Consider the following 21,306-nt stretch of genomic DNA (forward strand, 5'->3'; position numbering starts at 1 on the left):
CCCATGCGGTCTTCCCCTCGCTCCGCCCTGCCCGCACGCGGCCTGAGAGCCATGGTCGTCCTGGCCCTCGCCGCGGGCCTGGCCACGACCGCCCACAGCACGCCCGCACACGCCGCGGACACACCCACGGCCCCCGCCGCCCGCCATACGGCGTCCGCCCCGGCCCTGGCCGCCAAGCCCTACATGGGCTGGTCCAGCTGGAGCATGCAGTCCTCGAAGTATCCCGGGCTCAACCCGGATGGCGACTACAGCTACCTCACCGAGGCAAACGTCCTCGAGCAGGCCGACGCCCTGGCCGCGAAGCTGAAGAAGTACGGCTACGAGTACGTCAACATCGACGCCGGCTGGTGGCGCGACAACACCTGGACCCCCGAGTTCGACACCTACGCCCGGCAGAAGCCGGACCCGGTCCGCTTCCCGCACGGCATGAAGGCGGTCGCCGACCACATCCACGCCAAAGGTCTCAAGGCCGGCATCTACCTGCCCGTCGGCCTGGAGAAGGAGGCGTACCACGACGGCACGTCGCCGATCTGGAACGCCCCCGGCTGCACCACCGCCGACATCGTCTACAGCGACCTGCGCACCACCAACGGCTGGGACAGCGCCTACAAGCTGGACTTCTCCCGTCCCTGCACGCAGAAGTACATCGACTCCCAGGCGCAGCTGCTGGCCGACTGGGGGTACGACTTCCTCAAGCTCGACGGGGTCGGCCCGGGCTCCTTCAAGAGCGGCGACAACTACGACAACGTCCCCGACGTGGCCGCCTGGCACCAGGCGATCGCCGCCACCGGCCGGCCCATCCACCTGGAGCTGTCCTGGTCCCTGGACATCCAGCACGCCGCCGACTGGAAGAAGTACTCCAACGGCTGGCGCGTCGACACCGATGTCGAGTGCTACTGCAACACCCTGGTCAGCTGGGAGAACTCCGTCGACGACCGGTTCGCCGACGCCCCGGCCTGGACCCGTCACGCGGGCCCCGGCGGCTGGAACGATCTGGACTCCCTGGACGTCGGCAACGGGACGATGGACGGCCTGACCAAGGCCGAGCGGCAGAGCTACGCCACCTTGTGGGCCATCGCCAAGTCCCCGCTGTACACCGGCGACGACCTGACCCGGCTCGACTCCTACGGCGTGTCCCTGCTCACCAACCGTGAGGTCATCGCCGTCGACCAGGGCGACGGCCCGCCCGCGCAGCCCGTGACCGCGTCCGACCCGCAGCAGGTGTGGGCGGCGAAGAACCCCGACGGCAGCTACACCGTCGCCCTGTTCAACCTCGCCGACGCGCCCGCCGCCGTGACCGCCGACTGGTCCGCTCTCGGTTTCACCGGCCAGGCCGCCGTGCGCGACCTGTGGAACCACGAGAACCTCGGCGATCACAGGAACCGGATCACCGAGGCCCTGCCCGCGCACGGCTCCCGTCTGTTCACCGTCACCCCGCGCCGGAGCAGCCACACCGTGCACTACACCGGCTACGAGGCCGAGGCGCCGGCCAACACCCTGTCCGGCAACGCCTCCGTCGCCGACTGCGCCGCCTGCTCCGGTGGCAAGAAGGCGGGCAACCTCTACCTCGGCGGCAAACTCACCATCACCAATGTGGTCGTCGACAAGCCCGGCACCTACCAGGTGAAGGTGACGTATGTCAGCGGCGACGCCCGCTCGGCACTGATCTCCGCCAACGGCGGCGGCGCCGTGCGTCACACCTTCGCCTCCACCGGTGACTGGGGAACCACCGGCACCGTCAGCGTCCCCGTCACCCTGAAGGCCGGCTCCAACACCCTCACCATCGACAGCGGCTCCGACTACGCCCCGGACATCGACCGCATCGACGTACCGCAGTCGTCCTGAACCGCAGCGGCCCGGCCGGCCGGCCGACGTCCGGCCGGGCCGCGCCCCTGCCCTCAGGAGCAGCCATGACGTCCCGCACACCCGAACCGAGCAGAAGAACCCTGCTGTCCCTGGCCGCCAGCACCTCCCTCGCCGGCGCGCTCGGCACCCTGCCCGCCTTCGCCGCCTCAGCGGCACCCCTGCGTCCGCCGGCCGAGTCCGAGGCACCCGCGGACGACCGTCACGTCCTGTGGTGGCGGGCACCGGCCGACGAGCACTCGATGATCGAACAGGGCCTGCCCGTCGGCAACGGCCGCCTCGGTGCCCTGGCGAGCAACGACCCCGGCCGGGAACTGCTGCTCGTCACCGACGCCACGATGTGGACCGGCGGCCTCAACGACACCCTGGACGCCGACGGCCAGTTCCCCTACGGCCGCGACGACTTCGGCTCCTTCACCCTCCTCGCCCGGCTCACCGTCGACCTTCCCGGCCACGACCTGTCCGCGGTGCACGACTACCGCCGCACCCTCGACCTCGCCCGGGGCCTGGTGACCACCAGCTATGTGCGCTCGGGCGTCACCTACCGCCGGGAGATCTTCGCCAGCCGCCCCGACGACGTGATCGTCGTGCACTTCACCGCGAGCGGCGGCGGCCGCTACACGGGTTCCCTCACGCTGGACGGCACGCACGGCGAGACACCCACGTCGACGTCGTTCGGCGCGTCCTTCCCCAACGGGCTGCGCTACGGTGCGGCCGTCACCGCGTCCACCAGCGGCCCCGGACGGGTGACGGTACGCGGGGCGCGGATCGACTTCTCCGGCTGCGCCGATCTGACCGTGGTGGTCAGCGGCGGCACCGATTACGCCCCGGACGCCTCGGCCGGCTACCGCGATCCCTCGCTCGACCCGGAGGACCTCGCCCGCACCAAGGTGCGCGCGGCGGCCACCCACCCCGTGGGCACGCTGCGGAGCACCCACATCGCGGACCACCGGGCCCTGTACGGCCGTCTCGGCCTCGACCTCGGCACCTCCACCGCCCGGCAGCGTGCCCTGGACACCTGGGAGCGGATCCAGGAGCGGCACGCGAGCGGCGAACCCGACCCCGAACTCGAGGCCGCCTACTTGCAGTTCGGCCGCTACCTGATGATCTCCGGCTCGCGGGGCAGCCTGCCCATGGGCCTGCAAGGGCTGTGGCTGGACGGCAACGACCCGGACTGGATGGGCGACTACCACACGGACATCAACATCCAGATGAACTACTGGATGGCGGACCGGACCGCGCTGCCTTCGTGCTTCGACGCCCTCGCCGACTACTGCCTGGCCCAGCTGCCGTCCTGGACGGAGCTGACGGGCCGGCTGTTCCAGGATCCGCGCAACCGCTTCCGCAACTCCAGTGGCGTCATCGCCGGCTGGACCGTCGCGTTCTCCACCGACCCGCACGGCGGGCTGGGCTGGTGGTGGCATCCGGCGGGCAATGCCTGGCTGTGCAACACCCTCTACGAGCACTACGAGTACACCCTCTCCCGCGCGTACCTGGAGAAGATCCACCCGCTGCTCAAGGGCGCCTGTGCGTTCTGGGAGGCGCGGCTGCTCCCGGTCTCCCTGCCCGGCAGCGGCGAGGAGGTCCTGATCGCCGACGCCGGCTGGTCGCCCGAGCACGGCCCGCAGGACGGCAAGGGCAACACCTATGACCAGGAGCTGGTCTGGGCGCTGTTCGGCAACTACCACGCCGCGTGCACTCGGCTGGGCAAGGACACCGCGCACGCCCAGCGGATCGCGGCGCTGCGCGAGAAGCTGTATCTGCCCCGGGTCAGCCCCACGACGGGCTGGCTGGAGGAGTGGATGTCGCCGGACAACCTCGGCGAGACCACGCACCGTCATCTCTCCCCGCTCGTGGGTCTCTTCCCCGGCGACCGGATCCGGCCCGACGGCTCCACCCCGCAGGAGATCGTCGACGGGGCCACCGCGCTGCTCACCGCGCGCGGCATGGACAGCTACGGCTGGGCGAACGCCTGGCGCGCCCTGTGCTGGGCCCGGCTGAAGAACGCCGGCACGGCCTACCAGCTCGTCGTGAACAATCTGCGGCCCTCCACCGGGGGGAGCAACGGCACGGCCTTCAATCTGTTCGACATCTACCAGACCGAGCCCGGCCGGGGCATCTTCCAGATCGACGCCAACTTCGGCACCCCGGCGGCGATGATCGAGATGCTGCTGTACGCACGGCCCGGTCACATCGAGCTGCTGCCCGCCCTGCCCGACGCCTGGGCCGCCTCCGGCGCGCTCACGGGCGCTGCTGTCCGCGGCGGTTTCACCGTGGACCTGCACTGGCGGGACGGCAGACCCTCACTGGTGCGCCTGCACAGCACAGGTGGCCGAACGACGACGGTGACGTACGGCGGTCTTTCCCGCAAGGTGGTTCTGGAACCCGGCGCGTCCGTCACGTTGAAGGGATTCACCGGATGAGAGCTGGAACGATCAGATGGGCGGGTCTGCTGGCCGCCGCGCTGACGGCCACCGCGGTGCATGTCGCCGTCCCCGACCGGGCGGCCGCGGCACCCCGGCAGCACGAGGTCGTCACCTGGGCGGCGAGCGCCGACCGCCTCGGCGACGGCACACCCGACCTGGCGTACCGCATGGTGGTGCACACCAGCGCCGCCGGAAGCGACCTGCGGATCCGGCTGTCCAACGCCTTCGGCGACCGGCCGGTCTCCTTCGACAGCGTCTGGGCCGGAGCGCGGAAGACGGGGGCCGAACTGCGCCCCGGCAGCAACCGGCGGCTGACCTTCGGCGACCGGACCTTTGTCACCGTGCCGGCCGGACAGACCGTTTTCAGCGACCCGCTGCCCGGGCGGCTGCCCGCCGCCACCGACCTGGTGGTCAGCCTGCACAGCCCGGACGCGGCCGGTCCCGCGACCGGCCACAGCATGGCCCTTCAGACGTCCTACCTCGCCCAGGGCGACCACACCGCCGAGGAGAGCGCCGACCACTGGACGCAGACCACCAGCTCGTGGTTCTACCTGGACGCCGTCGTGGTGCGTACCGGTGCCCGCACCGGCGCGGTGGCCGCGCTCGGCGACTCCATCACGGACGGCTGGGCGTCCACCGCCGACCTCAACCGCCGCTGGCCCGACTATCTCGCCCGCCGCCTCCAGCAGGCCCGTACCGCCGTCAAGGGCGTGGCGAACGAGGGGATCTCCGGCAACAAGGTGCTGGCGGACGGCGCGGGTCAGAGCGCGCTGAACCGGCTCGACCGGGACGTGCTCTCTCTGCCGGGTGTGCGGACGGTGTTCCTGTTCGAGGGCGTCAACGACATCAAAGCCCACACCGGGGTGACGGCCGCCGACATGATCGCCGGGTACCGGCAGATCATCGCGCGGGCGCACGCCGCCGGGAAGTGTGTCGTCGGCGCCACCGTGGGGCCGTTCAAGGGCTGGTCGGAGTGGGACGAGGCGGCCGAGGATGTTCGGCAGCAGGTCAACGACTTCATACGGGACAGCGGAGAGTTCGACGCGGTGGCCGACTTCGACCGCGTGCTGCGCAGCCCCTACGACCCGGCACGCATGCTGCCGTCCTTCGACGGCGGCGACCATCTGCACCCCGGCGACAAGGGCATGCAGGCGATGGCGGACGCGGTGGACCTGACGGCGCTGGACTGCGCCGGCGGCCCGCACACCGCCGCCGGCTGAGTCCCCGTCCGCCCGCCGCGGGACGGGCACACGTGTCCCGGGGCGGGCACCGTGCGGGCCCGAGAGGTGCGGCTCTGTGACGTCCGGGCTCCGTGCACGGGCGGGTGCGGGGTCAGCGGCGCGGCGGTAAGTCAGGCGGTCCCGTGCCGGCGGGCCGGCTCGTCGCGTCGTGTGTCAACGCATCGTGTGTCAAGGGGGTGGTGCGACGGGAGGGTTGAAGCGGGAGAGCTGCGGCGCGCTCCAGCGCAGCGGACTGGCGTGGGCGATCTCCACCACCGCGGTGACGGTGAAGTCGACGACCCGCTGCGCACCGGGCAGGGCAGCAGCGGCCGCGGAATCCCAGTCGGTGCGTGCCGTGCCCGTCAGCTGCACGGTGGTGCCCGTACCCCAGTCCAGGAACAGCAGGCCGGCTCTCGCGTCGGCCTCCAGGTTGCCCAGGGTGTTGAACATGGCGTTGCCGGTGTAGTCCGGCCAGCGCAGCCGGGTGGGTGACAGCACCTGGACGAAGCCGGGGTTGCCGCCGCGGTGCGAGGCGTCGGCACGGCCGTCCCGGTCCGCGGTCGCGATGAAGAAGGTGTCGGCTCCGGCGATGAGGGACTGCAAACGGGCCGGCAGCTGCGCCGAGGTCGCCCCGGGTGCGGGGGTGGCCGGTCGCCATCGCGGGTGCCGTTGCTGGATGTGTTTCGGGCAGTTGGCGTACACCTGGTCGAGGGTGACCCGCACCCCTTCTCCGTCGGGCACGCTTCGGCCGTTCAGGCGCATCCGTCTGCGGGTCGCGAAGTCGACGGCGATCGTTCCGACCGGTGCGGGTGTGCCCAGCCGGGCCCGCAGCGGGTCTCCGGGGGCGGGGAGCCCCGAGACGGCGAGCACCGTGTCGCTCTCCGCCCGCAGGAACCCGGGTCTCCCGGAGATTGGCGAGGCCCACATCCGGCCCTGTGCGTCCGCGGCGCCCAGCACGATCAGCATCTGCCCGGCGAGGAAGTCCCGGGCGACGGCGGGGATCGCCGAGCGGACGATCCGGGAGGCGGACTCGCCCTGGCGGTGCAGGCCCGCGCGCCGCTGGGCGGTGCGCTCGCCCTCGTGGTAGACGTCGACCGCCATGGCGGCCTCCTTCCCTCCGGCAGGTGTCCGGGGTGCGTCAGGTGTGTCGGGGTGTGTCAGAAGAAGCCGCAGGTGGGTGCGGTGCCGTAGGGGGCGGTGGCGGTCCGGGCGTCGTCCGGTGCGTAGATCTCCAGGCGGATGCCGTCCGGGTCGGTGAAGAAGATCCCTCCGGAGGCCGTGTCCTCGCCGTGCGGGACGACGCCGCCGTGCAGGATCTCGGCGCCGAGGTCGCGCAGGACCGCCTCGGCCGCCCGTACCTCGTCCATGGAGGCCGCCTGGAAGGACAGGTGGTGCAGGCCGGCCGAGGTCGCGGCGAAGGACGTGTCGCTCTGCTGCCACAACGTCAGCACGAGTCGCCCGTCACGTTCCAGGAACGCCCAGCGCCGGCCGTGGTCCTCCCCCTGGGTTAGCACCTGGAGTCCGAAGACACGTGTGTAGAAGGGCACCGAACGGTCCAGGTCGGTGACGTTCAACCCGACGTGCCCGGTCTGCAGGACGTCACTGGCGGCTGCGGTCATGATCCACCTCCACGTTGTCCGTTTCTAACCACTGAAACGACCGTAGACGGTAGACATGACGAGCGTCAACCAGCGAAAGAGCGATTGGGGGATAGAATGACGGTGCCGCAGGGGGCTCAGGAGAAGACAGGAGGAGACGCGCAGTGCCGAAGTCGTCACCGCAGGTGTCCACGGATCCTCGTCCGCTGACCGGGGAGCCGCTGTGCCTGGACCTGCTCAACACCCGGTGGGTCGGCAGCGCGGGCGAGGAGGATCTCCTGGACTGTGTCGACGGGCTGGCCGTCTGGCTGCACTCGGCGGGACTGGCCGACCGGGCCACGGCCGACGAGGCGACGCTCGCCGCCCTGCGGGAGACCCGCGGCGCGCTTCTCGCTGTGGTGGACGACGGTTCCGGCGCGGCGCGCGACGCCCTCAACCGTGTCCTCGCCCACGGTGTGCTGCGCCAGAGCCTCGGGCCCGAAGGGCCGCAGACCTGTCCGGAGACCGACGACGCGGCCTGGCTGCCCGCGTGGCTCGCCGCGAGCGACTATCTCCGGCTCGTCGCCGTCGATCCCCGCCGGATCAAACGATGCGCCGCACACCCGCAGTGCATCCTGCACTTCCACGACACCAGCAAGAACAACACCCGCCGGTGGTGCTCCATGGCCGCGTGCGGGAACCGGGCCAAAGCCGCACGCCACTACGCCCGCAGCAAGAACAGCGGCAGCGGGTCGTCGGCGTGAGGCTTCGTCGTCAGGAACGACCGAGCACGTCAGTGCCCGCCTGCCGTACGCCGGGTGCTTGTCGGATCACGACGCGGTGGTGTCCTGGGCCAGCCGGGTGAGCCACTCGGCCAGCAGAGCGCGCTCGGCCGGGGTGAAGGACTTCGGTGGGTCGGAACGCAGCAAGGCCGCGAGCGTGGTGGCGGCCTGAGGGACGGTCACGGACTCGGTCGAAGTCCGGTGGGCGGGTTCGGGGGTGAGGACGCCCGCGAGGACGACCTCTCTCATCTGCCGCGAGAGGGCGAGGTCGCGCTGCTCGTCGGGACGGGCGAGCAGCGCCAGGGCGACGCCGGTGTTGGCCGCCATCACGATCTCGACGGCGCGGTCCGGTGCGACGGCCAGCCGTCCGGCCTGGGCCACGCGTTCGAGGACGCCGTGCAGCAGCGTGCGCATCTCGCCGATGGCCCGGGGCGCCACGGTCAGTCCGGGCGCGGTCATCAGGTGGTAGAGGTTGGGGTGTTCGAGGGCGAACTGGGTGTGCTGGTCCCAGCCGCGGCGCAGGTCGGCCACGGGATCCGCGCTCACCTCGGCGGCGCGCTTGGCGGCGAGGTACTGCTCGAAGCCGTGGTCGACGACCGCGGCCAGCAGGCGGTCCTTGTCACCGAAGAGACGGTAGATGACCGGCTGCTGCACACCGGCCTTCTCCGCGACGCTGCGCGTGGCCACCTGACCGGTGGGAGAGGCCTCGAGCAGCTCGGCCGCCGCTTCGATGATCTTCGACCTGTTGTCCATGATGTCAACGCTATCAAGCGAGGTGAACGGCCTTGTCGGCCTGCGAAGTCGGCGTCGTGGGCGGCCGGGACTGCGGGGAGCGGGCCCGAAAGGCCCGTTCCCCTCTGCCGGTGGGAGGCACCGCGACGGGGGTGCCGGGTGGGGTCACTTCCGGACGGTGAGCAGGTCGGCCAGCCCCACCCGGGTGAGCAGCTCGCGGCGGACCCGGTCGGCGACCTGGGACACCTCCTCCGAGCCGTCGTTCGACGGGTCGATGTGCACGCGGTAGGGACGCTCGCCGTGAGGCAGTGCGACGATCCGGGCGATCTCCTCGGCGACCATCGAGGCGTCGGCGTCCTCCGGCTCCAGCGCGGCCAGCTTGTCCGCGACCTGCTCGACCAGCCCCGGGTAGCGGGTCTGGTACTCGGCCTCCACCGCGGTGTCGGCGGGGCGGCCGGAGTTGGCGAAGTGGTTGGTGCCGGAGGTGAAGGCACCGGGCACGACGATGGAGGTCTCCACGCCCCAGCGGGCGAGCTCACCGGCGTAGCTGACGGCCAGTGAGTCCATGCCGGCCTTGGCCGCGAAGTACGGGGCGAGGTACGGCGGGGTGCCACCCTTGACGCTGGAGCTGGACACCCACACCACGAGCCCTCGTCCCCGGCGCCGCATCCCGGGCAACGCGGCCCGGTTGACGCGCTGGGTGCTGAGGACGTTGACGTCGTACAGCTCGGCCAGCTGCTCGGGGGTGAAGGCTTCGGCGGGGCCGGTGACCATGTGGCCGGCGTTGTGGATCAGGACGTCGATGCGTCCGTGTTCCCCCTCGACCCGTGCGACCGCGGCGTCGACGGAGGCCTGGGAGGTCACGTCGAGTTCGACGGGGCGCAGGTCCACCCCGTGTTCCTTCGCGTAGTCCAGGGCCTCCCGCACCCGCGGGGCGTTGCGGCCCTCGGTGTGCCGCATGCCGGCCCAGACCGTGTGGCCCGCGTCCGCGAGGGCGCGTGCCGTCAGGGCGCCGAAGCCGCTGGAGGCCCCGGTGATGAGGACGACGGTGCCGGTGCTGGTCATGACGTACTCCTTGTGGTGAGCGGCGTGAACGAGCCGCGAGGAACAATCCCGGCCCGCAGGAGCACGCCCGGCGAGGTCGCGCGACGGGTCAGGGGGAGGGAGCGGGACTGGGGAACGGAGCCGGCCAGAAGGCTGGCGGGGCGGACGGCGGATCGCTGCGTGGGGGCACCTGTCATGCGGCGCCGCCGTTGGCGAAGAGCGTCTGACCGTTGATCCAGCGCCCGGGACCGGCCAGGAGGGAGACAACCTCGGCGACGTCCTGCGGGGTGCCGAGGCGCTCCAGCGGGGTCATCTTGGTGAACCGCTCGATCGTCGCCTCGTCCTTGCCCTTGTAGAACAGGTCGGTGGCCACCGGGCCGGGGGCGACCGCGTTGACGGTGATGTCACGGCCGCGCAGTTCCCTGGCCAGCACCAGGTTCATCGCTTCGACGGCGGCCTTGGAGGCGGCGTACGGGGCGTAGCCGGGGCTGGCGAGGCGGGTCTGCGAGGTGGAGAAGGTGATGATCGCGCCGCCGCTGCGCAGCCGGCGTGCAGCCTGCTGGGCCACGACGAAGGTGCCGCGGATGTTGGTGCGGTGCATGCGGTCCAGGTCGTCGAGGTTCACCTCGGCGACCGGCGACAGGATCATGATCCCGGCCGCGTGCACCACGACGTCGACTCCGCCGAAGGCGGCCTCGACCGCCTCGAAGGCCGCGGTCATGTCGCCCTCGTCCGCCACGTCGCCGCCCACGGCGACGGCCCGGCCTCCGGCCGCGTCGATCTTCGCGGCCAGCTCCTCGGCGGCGGCCTTGTTTCCCGCGTAGTGGACGGCGACGGCGAGACCGTCGGCGGCCAGCCGCTCGACGACGGCCCGGCCGATGCCTCCGCTGCCACCGGTGACGAGGGCGACACGGGGGGTGCTGTTCTCAACAGTCATGGGGAAGCTCCTGAGACGTAAGAAGTGAGATCACTGATCTCCGCGATGCGTAATCGACGATAACACTGCTTCGAATCAACGACAACACAGCCTCGTTATCAACGAACCACGGGCGGTCGGTCGTCCTCGATGCCCGCTGGGGCGCCACGGAGACGGAGCCGATCGAGCAGCGGCCCGCACGGCGGTCGCGGCAGGGGGGAGGGCCTTCCGCGGCTCCGGAGCCTTCGCGCGGCCGGGAGCGAAGCGCGCCCGCGCCGTGCCCGCGGGAACGGGAAGTGGCCGACGTACCGCTGGACTGCGCGGGCTTGCCTGTGTCAGGTTCGACGCCGCTGAGGGGTGACGTGAGTTCTCGGGGGTGGGGCATGCTGGTGACCGACTTCAGCACGGACGTCGTGGCGGCACCGGAGCGGTTCGCGCTGTTCGAGGAGGTGGCGGCGCAGTCGCACATGCGCAACCGGCTGCGCAGCAATGATCAGGACGACTTCCGTTCGCGGATGCGCATCGTCGATCTGGGTCAGGTCCAGGTGTCCGCGCTGTCCTATCCGCATCTGCAGATCGCGCGGACGGCGAAGCTGATCCGGCAGTCCGACCCGGAGGTGTATCAGATCAACTATTTCGCCGGCGGAGAGGGGACCATCTCACTGGCCGGGCACGACACGGCCCTGCGCACCGGTGACCTTGTGGTGATGGACAGCAGCCGCTCCTATCTGGGCGACGTCCGTGCCCTTCCGGACAGACCGTCGCATCTGACGGTGCAGATTCCTCGCGGTCTGCTGTCGCTGCCGGACAGAACGGTGCGCGATCTGGTCGCCGTTCCGATCGACACGAGCCGTGGCATGGGTGCCGTGTTCGCCCGCTGGCTGGCCGATCTCGCCGCGCGCGCCGACCAGTTCACTCCCGCGGACGTCCCCACCCTGGCCTCGGTCACCCTGGATCTTCTGACGTCCCTGCTCGGCCGGTGTCTGGACGCCGAGGACACGCTGGACCCTCAGGCCCGCAGACACGCCCTGCGGATACGCGTGCTCGACCACATACGGCAGCGGCTCGCCGACCCCGGTCTCACCCCCGAGTCCATCGCCGCCGCCCACCACATCTCCGTGCGCCATCTGTACACGCTCTTCCACGACCAGGGCGTCACCGTCGCGGCCTTGATACGGCAACGCCGTCTGGAGCGCTGCCGCCGCGACCTCGGCGACCCCCTCCAGTCCTCCCGTTCCGTCCAGGAGATCGCCGCCCGCTGGGGTTTCGCCGACCCCGCGCACTTCAGCCGCGCCTTCCGCGCGGCCTACGGCACGTCCCCGCGGGAGTACCGCCATCAGTGCATGCGCGCGCGGCGTGCGCAGAAGGCGACAAGTGATGAGCAGGGATAGTCAAGAGCCGGCCGTGCCCGGCGCGGCATCCTGATCGGGCACCGCGCCGCACCGTGGCTCACCGGCCCGGGCGTGGGCGTGCGGCAGCAGTGCGCCACCATCACCACCGGCACTCCACGAACGGAGAATCGATGTCCGCCCCACGTCGTCTGGTCACCGTCCTTGCGGCCACCGCCGCCTGTGCGGCCATGGTCGCCGGCCCCGCGCACGCGGCGGCCTCCGACACCGGGGCCGAGCGCGCTCCGGCCGCCTTCTCCTGCAGGTCCATCGTCGCCGAGTACATGGCGTTCGCGTCAGGCGCCCCCGTGCACACGCAGCCGGCGGCCAGCGCCACGGTCACCGACTACCTCACCGGCGGCTGGTACCTGGTCGACCAGTCATGCGTCAGCGCTGCCGGCAATCAGTGGTGGCACCTGAGCGACTGGGGATACGTCTACGACAACTACCGGACCGTCTGACCGGCCGACACGGCGTCCGCACATGCGGACCGGTCCGAGGGGGAGGGGCCCGGTACCGGCCGGCAGCAGTCGGCCGGTACCGGGCCGTCGGCACATGTCCACGGGCGGGCGGGCCCGGCATCCGGCCCGGTGCGGGGGTGCGGGTCGATGCCGTGGCCTGAAACGTCGTCAGGCGGGGTTCCGCCTCGGCCGTCGGTATCCGGCACTCATGGCCTGGAACACCTTCTTCGGTTCCCAGGCGGTCTCGTCGAGCATGCGCACGACGCCGTAGGAGGCGAGGTCGCGGTCACCGGGTTTGTCGTAATCGGCGAACGAGAACCACAGCGCGGTGTCCACCCCCTCCTCCTCGAAGATGCCGAGGAGTTCTTCGAAGTACCGGACCTGCTCGTCCTCGTCCGGGACCGCTCCGTGCGGCGGCTGCCAGGCCATGCCGCCCAGGTCGCCCGCGCCGCGGTAGGCGCAGGTTCCGTACTCGGTGACGGCGACCGGTTTGCCGTGACGGCGGGCCTCACGCAGAAGTGCGCGGAACGTGTCCGCGTTCTGCGCGCTGCGGTAGGCGTCGATGCCGACCAGGTCGAACGGGGTCCAGTCGACGGGCTCCCAGGAGCCGGAGGCGTAGGTGACCGGCCCGCCGAAGTGGGCACGGACCGTCGTCGCGGCCTCGCCGAGGAAGCGGTTGAGGCGTTCGGGGACCGGCCCGAGGGACATCCACCATGCGAGGTCGGCGGTGGCCATGGCGAGGAGGCGGTCGCGGTAGGTGTCGCCGGGGAGGAACCCGTGGGCGAAGGCGCTGAGTTCGCAGCCGGCGACGAACACCACCGAGGCGCCGTCCCGCCGCAGGGCCTCCGCGCGCCGCGCGCAGTCGGCGAAGAACGGCAGGATCCGCTCGGGAGGAAGGTCGGCAGGGAAGGGAGAGAACCACACCTCGAGACCGGCGTCGGCCGCATGCCGGGCCGCGATGCCCAGCCGCTCGGCGTCGCCGCCGGAGACACGCACGGCGTCGCAGTGCAGCTCGTCGGCGATCACGGTCATCTCGCGCCGGACTTGCTCAAAGGTGAAGGTCTTCCGGGTGAGCAGACGGCCGGGGAAGGTTCCGGTGTCGTAGGTGATGCCTCGCGCGCGCACCGTCATCGCCCTTCCGCCTGACCGATACCGTGTTCCAGCAGGTCGAAGGCCAGCTCGACGTCCCGGGCCAGAGCACGGGCGGCGTCCTGGGCACCGGCACCGGTGAGCAGATGCTGGAAGTAGCTTTCCTGCAGGGTGGTCAGACACGCGGCGATCTGGGCGGCCGCCAACGCGGCCACCGTCGGGCCGTAGTCGTCGGTCAGGACCTGCGTCAGAGCCTGACGCTGCTGGTAGAGCAGGTTGTTGGCGGCATCGCGCAGGGCCGGGCTGTCCTGGATCACACGCACCCGGGCGAGCAGGGCGTCGAGATGCGTGTCCGGCCCCTGCCCGGCGGCGAACGCACGGTAGTGGGCGCGGAGCGCCTCCAGCGGCGTCCGGCCGGCCGGGCGCCGGGCGACGATCCCGGCCAGGTCGTCGCCGCCCACACCGTCCAGGGCGAGTGATTCCTTGGTCGGGAAGTAGCCGAAGAGGGTCGCCTTGGCCACGTCGGCGGCCTCGGCGATCTCGTTCACGGTGACGGCGTCGAAGCCTCGCTCGGCGAACATCCGCGCCGCCACCTCGGCGATCCGCTGTCTGGTCTGTTGCTTCTTGCGCTCACGCAGCCCTGACATGAAGACCACGATACCCATACTCGGTTCAGAAATGAACTCGGTATGTTTTCTCTCGGGCGGGCCGCGCACTCCTCGCTGCGCGATGCGGTGCGGTCAGCGCGGGTCGGCGGGTACCGGTACGAGCCGGTAGGCACCCTGGTGGGTGACGACGCGGCCGGCGGTGGGCGGCGCGAAGTGGGTGCCCAGGAGGAGGGTGTCGGTGCCGGCGAGCGATCCGAGCACCTCACGGCGGGTGGCTTCGGACCGCTCGGGGTCGATGTCGACACAGGCGCCGATGGCGGGGCGGGAGAGCTGGATCGGGTGATGGATGCAGTCGCCGGTGATCAGCGCCGTCCTGCCCCGGCTGGTCAGTTCGACGGCGAGGTGGCCGGGGGTGTGCCCCGGGGTGGGCACCAGACGCAGACCGGGGACGATCTCCACTCCGCCGCCGGGAACGTCGACGAGGTCGAGCAGCCCCGCTTCCTCGACGGGGATCACGGAGTCGCGGAACACCTGCGCACGCGCCTCGTCCATCGGGTATCCGGCCCAGAACTCCCGCTCGGTGCGGGCGGTGAGGTAGCGAGCGACAGGAAAGGTGGGGACCCAGGATCCCTCCACCAGGCGAGTGTTCCAGCCGACGTGGTCGGTGTGCAGGTGGGTGAGGATCACCAGGTCGACCGAGTCCGGTGAGAATCCGGCGGCGGTCAGGCGCTGGAGATAGTCGGTGTCGAGGTCGCGCCAGGCGGGATCGGCCCGCTTCTTGCCGTTGCCGATGCCGGTGTCCACCAGGATGCGCCGCCCGCCGACGGTGACCGCGAAGCTGTGGCTGTCGATGCGGAGGGCACCCTGGTCGTCGGCGAAATCGGGGCACAACCAGTCCTGTTCCGCGACGGCGTACGGGGTGGCGCCGGGCAGCAGCCACGCTCCGGTGGCGGGCGGCAGCGCAACCTCGTCGATGCGCTGGGCGGTGATCTCACCCACGGTCCAGGAGGGGATGGCGGCCGGACCGGACACCGGTCGAGCGGTCATGACGTCTTCTCCTCACCTGCGCTAAACGCAATTCGTTTGCTTTAGGGCCCCGTAGGCCCTACAGTCCACTAACGCAAACACTGAGCTTTTACGGCTGCGTGGTCGCTCCCCCGCAGCACCCGAGAAGGGAACCCCTCGAACCCATGTCCTCACCCGGACTCACCCCGTGGGAGACGGCCCGCTGGGCCGCCCGCGCCGGGGTGCCGCTGCCGCCCGGCCGGCATGACGCGGTCGCGGCCGTCGTCCTGCACATCCACCGTGTCGTCGCGATCCTGCGCGAACTGGACTTCGGCGACACCCCACCGGCCTCCGTCTACCACGCGGAAGAGGAGACACACCGTGCAGCCGTATGAGCTGACCCTGGCCCAGGCCGCCGAAGCACTGCGGTCCCGGCGGCTGTCCCCCGTCGAACTGCTGGACTCCGTCCTGGACCGCATGGAACAGGTGGAGCCGCACCTGCAGGCCTATGTCACCGTCACCGCCGACCGCGCCCGCCGGGCCGCACGTGCGGCCGAGAAGGAGATCGCGGCCGGCCGCCACCGCGGTCCGCTGCACGGCATACCGATGGGGCTCAAAGACCTGATCGACGTCGTCGGCATGCCGACGTCGGCCGGTTCCCGGGTCAGGGCCGGACATCGCGCGCGGAGCGACAGCACGGTCGCCGCACGGCTGTCCGCGGCCGGAGCCGTCCTGGTCGGCAAGACCCACACCCACGAGTTCGCCTACGGCCTGATCACGCCGCAGACCCGCAACGCCTGGAGGGGCGACCGGGTGGCCGGCGGCTCCAGCGGCGGTTCCGCCGTCGCCGTCGCCGCGGGCACGGCCACCTTCGCCCTGGGCACCGACACCGGCGGCTCGATCCGCGTGCCCGCCGCGCTCAACGGAGTCGTCGGTCTCAAGCCGACCTACGGCCTGGTCCCGCTGCACGGCGTCACCCCCCTGTCCTGGTCGCTGGACCATGTCGGCCCGCTCACCCGCACCGTCGAGGACGCCGCCCTGGTGCTGACCGCCCTGGCGGGACACGACCCCCGCGACCCGACCTCCGTGGCCGGTCCCTCCGAGGACTACCGGCCCGGGGCGGATGCCGACCTGACCGGCCTGCGGGTGGGTGTGCCGCGCTCCTACTACTTCGACCACGTCGACCCCGAGGTCGAAGCCGCCGTCCGCGGCGCCCTCGACCGGCTGCAGGACCTCGGCGCACAGCTCGTCGAGATCGAGATCCCCCTGTCCCGCTACCTCCAGGCCACCCACTGGGGCCTGATGGTGCCCGAGGCCACCGCCTGCCACGAGGGCACCCTGCGCACCGTCCCCGACCACTATCAGGCCGACGTCCGCGTCCTGCTGGAGGCCGGTGCGCTGATGTCCGCCGCCGACTACCTGCGGGCCCAGCGCGCCCGCGCCCTGATGCGCCAGGAGTGGGCGCGCGTCCTGGCCGAGGTGGACCTGCTGGCCGCCCCCACCGTCCCGGTGACCGCGGTGAAGGCCGGCCAGGAGACGGTCACCTGGGCCGACGGCACCGTCGAAGGGGTCGCCGACGCCTATGTACGCCTGTGCTCCCCCGCCAACATCACCGGGTTCCCCTCCCTGTCCGTCCCCGTCGGCCACGACACGGCGGGGCTTCCGATCGGCATGCAGCTCCTCGCCCGCCCCCTCGGCGAGCGGGTGCTGCTGCGGGCCGGCCACGCCTACGAGCAGACACAGCCGGCACCGGCAGGGGCGCTCGCACCGGTCACCTGAAGCCGCACGCCGGCCGGAGGCGTGCGGCACATGCGGCGCACGGCGGCCGGGGCGTTGCGGCACATGCGGCCGTCACACTGTCACCAGCAGACGCAAAGACGTGGCTCTTAAGATGAGCCCCATGAGCAGGCAGATGGTGCGTCCCGGCGGGCGCAGCGCCCGGGTCCAGGCGGCCGTGCACGCGGCCGTGCGGGACCTGTCCGCGGAGGTGGGGCGCGACGCCCTGACGGTCCCGCTGGTCGCCCAGCGCGCCGGGGTGACCCCGTCGACGATCTACCGCCGCTGGGGGGATCTGCGCGAACTGCTGTCGGACGTCGCCGTCGAACGCCTGCGGCCCGAGGGGACTCCCGAGGACCACGGGTCTCTCGGCCGCGACCTGACCGCCTGGGCCGAGCAGTTCCTCGACGAGATGGCCTCCCCCACCGGCCGCGCCTACATCCGGGACGCCCTGCTCGGCGACCCCGACGGCGGCAACGCGGGCCGCTGCTCCGCCTACGCCGCCGACCATATCCGGGCCATCGTCACCCGTGCGGCCGAGCGCGGGGAGGAGGCCCCGGACGTCGAGACGGTCATGGACGTCGTCGTCGCCCCGCTGATGTATCGCATCCTCTTCCGCCCCGACGGACTGGACACCGCCTTCGCGCGGCGCCTCGTCGCACGGCTTCTCGGCTCGGACGAGGTGTGAACGTGCGTGACTCGCCCGGTGGCTGGGCACCGGGTGGCGGGGTGTCCCCACGCAGCCGGGCCGCCGAGGTTCACGCGGTGGCCGGCTTCACCTCGTGCCGGACCCACACGTTCGGCTCGACGTAGACCGCCCGGTCGTGTCCGGTGTCGCAGTGCACCGGGACGAGGGCGCCCGGCACGTCGACGGGACCGTCCTCGGTGAAGGGCAGGCCGGTCCACTCCCGCCACTGGGCCAGCGACCCGCTGACCGTCATCGAGGCCGGAGCGATCTTTACGATGCTGCCGCCCGCTTTGACGTGCACCCGGAGCCACGGGTCGGCCGGCAGCAGGTCGTCGCGCCGCCGGCGGAGGTAGTCGGCCATGGGAACACGCGGTGCGCGATGCTTGGCGTTGGGACGGACCGGAGCCATCAGCACGTCGTGCCCCTGCCGGGCGACGGCGTCCTTCATCGCGGCCAGCATGCGGGAGGACAGTCCGCGGCCGAGGTAGTCGGTGTCGATGGTGATCTCCAGCGCACTGGCCGCGGTCGTCCGGCACGCGCGGCGCCGGTCGCGGAACGCCCACACCAGTACCTGGTCCCAGCCCGTGTCCGGCGTCGCGGAACGGCCGTCGCCGTCGGCGTCGAACGGCACACTCAGTCCGCGGGCCACCACACGCTCACCGTCCGTCGCGACCACGCAGTAGTCCGGGAACTCCCCGGCCACCTGGTTCAGGAGCGCCGCCCCGGCCTGGTCGTGCGCTATGAACTCCGGCCAGATGTGCGTGATCTCGTAGATCCGGGGCACCAGCGACGGGCGCTCGGCCAGCGAGGTGATCACGATGTCGTCCACAACCGTCATGCGAGGACGATGGCATGCCGACAGGCACGGCTGCTACGGAGTTTCGTGTGCGGCCGGGTGACCGTGCGACACGTGCGACCAGGGCCGGATGCGGTGCGCCGCATCCGGCCGGACGACGGGCGCGGCCCAGGAGTGCGAGCCGGCCGGGTGTCCGTCACCTCACACGTGGTTGCCGTGGGCTTCGGCCACAGCATGCCCAGCGGCGGGTGCGGGCGGCGAACTCGTCGCCGTCGGGGTCGAGCGGCATCGTCCGGCCGTCCTCGCCTCCCGGGCTGCCGGTGCGCGTCGCGCCGAAGGCGAGCAGGTGGTCCAGCTGTGCGTTCCGGTCCGCGCCGACGGGGAGTGCCGGCTCGAAGCGCAGCCGGTCGGTGCCGGTTTCCGGCGCGACCGGAGGGCCGCCCCAGGTGATCTTCGTGCCGCCGTCCGGCGACTGGATCGCGGTCTCCTCGTCCTGGCCGCGGCACGCGAGGCGACCGCAGCGGCGTGGGTGCACCCGGCGGTCGTCGCAGGCCAGGCGGTGTTCCGAGGGACACGGGAGGCCGGCGGGACGCGACATCAGTCGGGGAGACTCCGCATTGTCCCAGGTTGGCTTGCAGGAAAGTTGAGTTGCGTCGTATAAGAAATCCCGGTCGAATCGTCTTTCTCCTGGGGAAGGTGATCGATGGGCGAGGGCTGGACGTTCGCCGGCGAGGCGTCAGGCAGCAGCGACCTGGTGACGCTGCTCGAAGGGTCGTCGTTCTGCCTGTCCGAGCGGGGCGGGGATATCGTGGCGGGCACCCCTCAGGGGCTCTTCCACCGCGACACCCGCATCCTGTCCGCCTGGCACCTGCGGCTGGACGACGAGGAGGTCGATCCCCTCACCGTCATCGCGCAGGAGCCGTACGAGGCGCTGTTCCTCGGCCGGGCCCGGCCCCGCCCGGGACGCAGCGAGGCCACCGTGCTGGTGGAGCGTCACCGGTTCGTGGGGGCGGGCATGCGTGAGGACCTGGTGCTGCGCAATCTCGGCAACGAGGCCGCCGCCTGTCATCTCACGCTGCGTGTCGAGGCCGACTTCGCCGACCTGTTCGAGGTGAAGGAGGGCCGGGTCCAGCCGCGCGGCCAGTACGGTGTCGACTACGGCGACGGCGTGCTGGCGATGACCCGTCACCATCACGGACAGAGCCGCGGGGTGCGCATCGTGGCGCAGGACGCCGTGTGCTGCCCCGGGCAGCTCACCTTCCGTCCCGTGGTGCCGCCGCGGGGCACCTGGCGGGCGTCCGTGCTGGTCACGCCCGTCGTCGACGGTGCGGAGACGCCGACCTCGTTCCCGCTGGAGAGCCCGCTGGAGCAGGCCGCGCCGTCCGTGCGGACCAGCGCCTGGCGCCAGTCCGGTCCCCGCGTCCACACCCGCGACGAGTCGCTGTCGCACACCCTGCGCCGCAGCTGCCAGGACCTCGGAGCGCTGCGGATCTTCGACCCGGAGCGTCCGGACACCCCCGTGGTGGCGGCCGGAGCGCCCTGGTTCATGGCGCTGTTCGGCCGTGACTCCGTCCTCACCGCGCTGATGGCGCTGCCGCTGGATCCCCAGCTGGCGCTCGGCACCGCACGTGTCCTCGCCCGTCACCAGGGCACCGCCAGCGACCCGGTCACCGAGGAGGAGCCCGGGAAGATCCCGCACGAGCTGCGGTTCGGGGTGGAGGCGTCCCTCGCGCTCGGCGGCACGGTGTACTACGGCACCGTCGACGCCACCCCGCTGTTCGTGATGCTGCTCGGCGAGCTGTGCCGGTGGGGCGTCGACGCGGACGCGGTACGGGAGTTGCTGCCGCACGCGGACCGGGCGCTGGCCTGGATCGAGAAGTACGGCGACCGCGACGGCGACGGGTTCGTGGAGTACCGCAGGTCCACCGACCGGGGCCTGGCCAACCAGGGCTGGAAGGACTCCTGGGACGGCGTCAACGGTGCCGACGGCAGGATCGCCGAACCGCCGGTCGCCCTGTGCGAGGTGCAGGGGTATGTGCACGCCGCCTACCGTGCGCGGGCTCTGCTCGCCGAGCACCTGGAGCACGACACCGCGGGGGCGGCCCGCTGGCGGGAGCGGGCGCGGCAGCTCAGGGAGCGTTTCGACGCGGCGTTCTGGCTGCCCGGCCGCGGCTGGTACGCCGAGGCGCTCGACGGCGCCAAACGTCCGGTCGACGCGCTCGCGTCCAACATGGGGCACTGTCTGTGGACCGGCATCGCCGGCCCCGGGCGCGCGCGGACCGTGGCCGAGAAGCTGCTGTCGCCCGAGATGTTCAGCGGCTGGGGTGTGCGCACCATCGCCACCACGATGGCCGCCTACAACCCGATGAGCTACCACAACGGCTCGGTGTGGCCGCACGACAGCGGCATCGTCGCCGCCGGGCTGATGCGCTACGGCTTCACCGCTCACGCCCGCCGCATCGCCGAGGCCGTGCTGGACGCGGCGGCGGCCTTCGGCGGGCGGCTGCCGGAGCTGCTGTGCGGCTTCGACCGGGCCGAGTACGCGCGCCCGGTGCCCTACCCCGCGGCGTGCTCGCCGCAGGCCTGGGCCTCGGCCACCCCGCTGCATCTGCTGCGGGTGCTGCTGGGCGCCGAGGTGTGCCTGCCCCACGGCGTGCTGCGGGTGCGCCCGAACCTGCCCGATGCCTTCCTGCCCCTGCGCATCACCGACATCCCGCTCGGTGTGGCCCGCGCGAGCCTCACCGTGCGCCGCGGCGGCCGGGTGGAGATCAGCGGCCTGCCGTCCGGGCTGCGGCTCACGGACGAGGCCTGCCCGTGCACGGCCGTCGACCCTCCGCCCGCCTCCTGACGGCCCTCGCCTCAGACCTTCTGTCCCTGTCGCATCCGTGATCCGGCGCCGGCCGGCCGTGTGCGACCCGCGCCGCGGCCGACGCCG

Annotated in this window: 20 protein-coding genes; 10 read left to right on the forward strand and 10 right to left on the reverse strand. The window is 71.8% G+C overall.

Annotated elements, in window-relative coordinates; translation table 11 throughout:
* Positions 1–3: 3 nt before the first annotated feature.
* From IE286_RS14735 to IE286_RS14745, 3 genes are all read left to right on the forward strand, one after another.
* Complete coding sequence (locus IE286_RS14735) at positions 4–1,845, forward strand: alpha-galactosidase D (RefSeq protein ID WP_189797165.1); 1,842 nt, start codon at positions 4–6, stop codon at positions 1,843–1,845.
* A 65-nt stretch (positions 1,846–1,910) separates the two neighbouring features.
* Entirely contained in the window at positions 1,911–4,286 is a 2,376-nt protein-coding gene (locus IE286_RS14740) for a glycosyl hydrolase family 95 catalytic domain-containing protein (RefSeq protein WP_189797166.1), read from the forward strand.
* A complete protein-coding gene (locus IE286_RS14745; protein WP_189797167.1) occupies positions 4,283–5,509 on the forward strand; it encodes an SGNH/GDSL hydrolase family protein in 1,227 nt (408 codons plus the stop codon). Before IE286_RS14740 ends, IE286_RS14745 begins: the two co-directional genes overlap by 4 nt.
* Before the next feature lie 189 nt (positions 5,510–5,698).
* On the opposite strand, the gene IE286_RS14750 is transcribed toward IE286_RS14745, so the two are convergent.
* Positions 5,699–6,610 (reverse strand): pyridoxamine 5'-phosphate oxidase family protein, encoded by a 912-nt coding sequence (locus tag IE286_RS14750; protein WP_189797168.1) that lies wholly within the window; start codon positions 6,608–6,610, stop codon positions 5,699–5,701.
* A gap of 56 nt (positions 6,611–6,666) precedes the next feature.
* Complete coding sequence (locus IE286_RS14755) at positions 6,667–7,128, reverse strand: VOC family protein (protein WP_189797169.1); 462 nt, start codon at positions 7,126–7,128, stop codon at positions 6,667–6,669.
* Positions 7,129–7,271: 143 nt separating this feature from the next.
* Here IE286_RS14755 and IE286_RS14760 point away from each other — a divergent pair, with 143 nt between their 5' ends.
* Positions 7,272–7,850 carry a CGNR zinc finger domain-containing protein gene (locus IE286_RS14760; RefSeq protein ID WP_189797170.1) on the forward strand — a complete coding sequence of 193 codons (579 nt, stop codon included), beginning with the start codon at positions 7,272–7,274 and terminating at the stop codon, positions 7,848–7,850.
* A gap of 66 nt (positions 7,851–7,916) precedes the next feature.
* Here the strand turns inward: IE286_RS14760 and IE286_RS14765 are convergent, their stop codons facing one another.
* From IE286_RS14765 to IE286_RS14775, 3 genes are all read right to left on the reverse strand, one after another.
* Positions 7,917–8,621: a TetR/AcrR family transcriptional regulator gene (locus IE286_RS14765; protein WP_189797171.1), complete on the reverse strand. Its 705-nt coding sequence runs from the start codon at positions 8,619–8,621 to the stop codon at positions 7,917–7,919.
* 144 nt (positions 8,622–8,765) lie between these two features.
* The gene (locus IE286_RS14770) at positions 8,766–9,665 is read right to left on the reverse strand and encodes an SDR family oxidoreductase (RefSeq protein WP_189797172.1); all 900 of its coding nucleotides are present in this window, start codon (positions 9,663–9,665) and stop codon (positions 8,766–8,768) included.
* 172 nt (positions 9,666–9,837) lie between these two features.
* Positions 9,838–10,581, reverse strand: coding sequence for an SDR family oxidoreductase (locus IE286_RS14775; RefSeq protein ID WP_189797173.1), 744 nt, complete (start codon positions 10,579–10,581; stop codon positions 9,838–9,840).
* Positions 10,582–10,943: 362 nt separating this feature from the next.
* On the opposite strand from IE286_RS14775, the gene IE286_RS14780 reads away from it, so the two are divergent.
* Together IE286_RS14780 and IE286_RS14785 are read left to right on the forward strand one after the other, a co-directional pair.
* On the forward strand, positions 10,944–11,951 hold the full coding sequence (locus IE286_RS14780) for an AraC-like ligand-binding domain-containing protein (protein WP_189797174.1): 1,008 nt from the start codon (positions 10,944–10,946) through the stop codon (positions 11,949–11,951).
* Positions 11,952–12,082: 131 nt separating this feature from the next.
* Positions 12,083–12,409, forward strand: a complete 327-nt coding sequence (locus IE286_RS14785; RefSeq protein ID WP_189797175.1) for a hypothetical protein — start codon at positions 12,083–12,085, stop codon at positions 12,407–12,409.
* A gap of 168 nt (positions 12,410–12,577) precedes the next feature.
* On the opposite strand, the gene IE286_RS14790 is transcribed toward IE286_RS14785, so the two are convergent.
* The 3 genes from IE286_RS14790 to IE286_RS14800 all read right to left on the reverse strand — a co-directional run bounded on the left by IE286_RS14790 (position 12,578) and on the right by IE286_RS14800 (position 15,153).
* Entirely contained in the window at positions 12,578–13,534 is a 957-nt protein-coding gene (locus IE286_RS14790) for a glycoside hydrolase family 113 protein (RefSeq protein ID WP_189797234.1), read from the reverse strand.
* A 2-nt stretch (positions 13,535–13,536) separates the two neighbouring features.
* On the reverse strand, positions 13,537–14,145 hold the full coding sequence (locus IE286_RS14795; protein ID WP_189797176.1) for a TetR/AcrR family transcriptional regulator: 609 nt from the start codon (positions 14,143–14,145) through the stop codon (positions 13,537–13,539).
* A 93-nt stretch (positions 14,146–14,238) separates the two neighbouring features.
* Positions 14,239–15,153, reverse strand: coding sequence for an MBL fold metallo-hydrolase (locus IE286_RS14800; protein ID WP_189797177.1), 915 nt, complete (start codon positions 15,151–15,153; stop codon positions 14,239–14,241).
* Between the two features lie 143 nt (positions 15,154–15,296).
* Between IE286_RS14800 and IE286_RS14805 the strand changes: the two genes are divergently transcribed.
* From IE286_RS14805 to IE286_RS14815, 3 genes are all read left to right on the forward strand, one after another.
* Entirely contained in the window at positions 15,297–15,506 is a 210-nt protein-coding gene (locus IE286_RS14805) for a hypothetical protein (RefSeq protein ID WP_189797178.1), read from the forward strand.
* Entirely contained in the window at positions 15,493–16,890 is a 1,398-nt protein-coding gene (locus tag IE286_RS14810) for an amidase (RefSeq protein WP_189797179.1), read from the forward strand. Before IE286_RS14805 ends, IE286_RS14810 begins: the two co-directional genes overlap by 14 nt.
* Before the next feature lie 121 nt (positions 16,891–17,011).
* Entirely contained in the window at positions 17,012–17,575 is a 564-nt protein-coding gene (locus IE286_RS14815; RefSeq protein WP_189797180.1) for a TetR/AcrR family transcriptional regulator, read from the forward strand.
* A gap of 70 nt (positions 17,576–17,645) precedes the next feature.
* Here the strand turns inward: IE286_RS14815 and IE286_RS14820 are convergent, their stop codons facing one another.
* Positions 17,646–18,413 (reverse strand): N-acetyltransferase, encoded by a 768-nt coding sequence (locus tag IE286_RS14820; protein WP_189797181.1) that lies wholly within the window; start codon positions 18,411–18,413, stop codon positions 17,646–17,648.
* Between the two features lie 154 nt (positions 18,414–18,567).
* Entirely contained in the window at positions 18,568–18,906 is a 339-nt protein-coding gene (locus IE286_RS14825) for a VOC family protein (RefSeq protein WP_189797182.1), read from the reverse strand.
* 168 nt (positions 18,907–19,074) lie between these two features.
* On the opposite strand from IE286_RS14825, the gene IE286_RS14830 reads away from it, so the two are divergent.
* The gene (locus IE286_RS14830; protein ID WP_189797183.1) at positions 19,075–21,219 is read left to right on the forward strand and encodes an amylo-alpha-1,6-glucosidase; all 2,145 of its coding nucleotides are present in this window, start codon (positions 19,075–19,077) and stop codon (positions 21,217–21,219) included.
* Positions 21,220–21,306 lie beyond the last annotated feature (87 nt).

It is taken from the genome of Streptomyces thermodiastaticus, assembly GCF_014656135.1.
Classification (GTDB): Bacteria; Actinomycetota; Actinomycetes; order Streptomycetales; family Streptomycetaceae; genus Streptomyces; species Streptomyces thermodiastaticus.

What these genes read in the sequence shown, in the direction of transcription:
- IE286_RS14755 (WP_189797169.1), bottom strand. Translation starts at nt 7,128, where the DNA reads ATGACCGCAGCCGCCAGTGACGTCCTGCAGACCGGGCACGTCGGGTTG.
- IE286_RS14800 (WP_189797177.1), bottom strand. Translation starts at nt 15,153, where the DNA reads ATGACCGCTCGACCGGTGTCCGGTCCGGCCGCCATCCCCTCCTGGACC.
- IE286_RS14740 (WP_189797166.1), top strand. Translation starts at nt 1,911, where the DNA reads ATGACGTCCCGCACACCCGAACCGAGCAGAAGAACCCTGCTGTCCCTG.
- IE286_RS14775 (WP_189797173.1), bottom strand. Translation starts at nt 10,581, where the DNA reads ATGACTGTTGAGAACAGCACCCCCCGTGTCGCCCTCGTCACCGGTGGC.
- IE286_RS14795 (WP_189797176.1), bottom strand. Translation starts at nt 14,145, where the DNA reads ATGTCAGGGCTGCGTGAGCGCAAGAAGCAACAGACCAGACAGCGGATC.
- IE286_RS14750 (WP_189797168.1), bottom strand. Translation starts at nt 6,610, where the DNA reads ATGGCGGTCGACGTCTACCACGAGGGCGAGCGCACCGCCCAGCGGCGC.
- IE286_RS14805 (WP_189797178.1), top strand. Translation starts at nt 15,297, where the DNA reads ATGTCCTCACCCGGACTCACCCCGTGGGAGACGGCCCGCTGGGCCGCC.
- IE286_RS14820 (WP_189797181.1), bottom strand. Translation starts at nt 18,413, where the DNA reads ATGACGGTTGTGGACGACATCGTGATCACCTCGCTGGCCGAGCGCCCG.
- IE286_RS14830 (WP_189797183.1), top strand. Translation starts at nt 19,075, where the DNA reads ATGGGCGAGGGCTGGACGTTCGCCGGCGAGGCGTCAGGCAGCAGCGAC.
- IE286_RS14815 (WP_189797180.1), top strand. Translation starts at nt 17,012, where the DNA reads ATGAGCAGGCAGATGGTGCGTCCCGGCGGGCGCAGCGCCCGGGTCCAG.
- IE286_RS14745 (WP_189797167.1), top strand. Translation starts at nt 4,283, where the DNA reads ATGAGAGCTGGAACGATCAGATGGGCGGGTCTGCTGGCCGCCGCGCTG.
- IE286_RS14780 (WP_189797174.1), top strand. Translation starts at nt 10,944, where the DNA reads ATGCTGGTGACCGACTTCAGCACGGACGTCGTGGCGGCACCGGAGCGG.
- IE286_RS14785 (WP_189797175.1), top strand. Translation starts at nt 12,083, where the DNA reads ATGTCCGCCCCACGTCGTCTGGTCACCGTCCTTGCGGCCACCGCCGCC.
- IE286_RS14770 (WP_189797172.1), bottom strand. Translation starts at nt 9,665, where the DNA reads ATGACCAGCACCGGCACCGTCGTCCTCATCACCGGGGCCTCCAGCGGC.
- IE286_RS14765 (WP_189797171.1), bottom strand. Translation starts at nt 8,621, where the DNA reads ATGGACAACAGGTCGAAGATCATCGAAGCGGCGGCCGAGCTGCTCGAG.
- IE286_RS14735 (WP_189797165.1), top strand. Translation starts at nt 4, where the DNA reads ATGCGGTCTTCCCCTCGCTCCGCCCTGCCCGCACGCGGCCTGAGAGCC.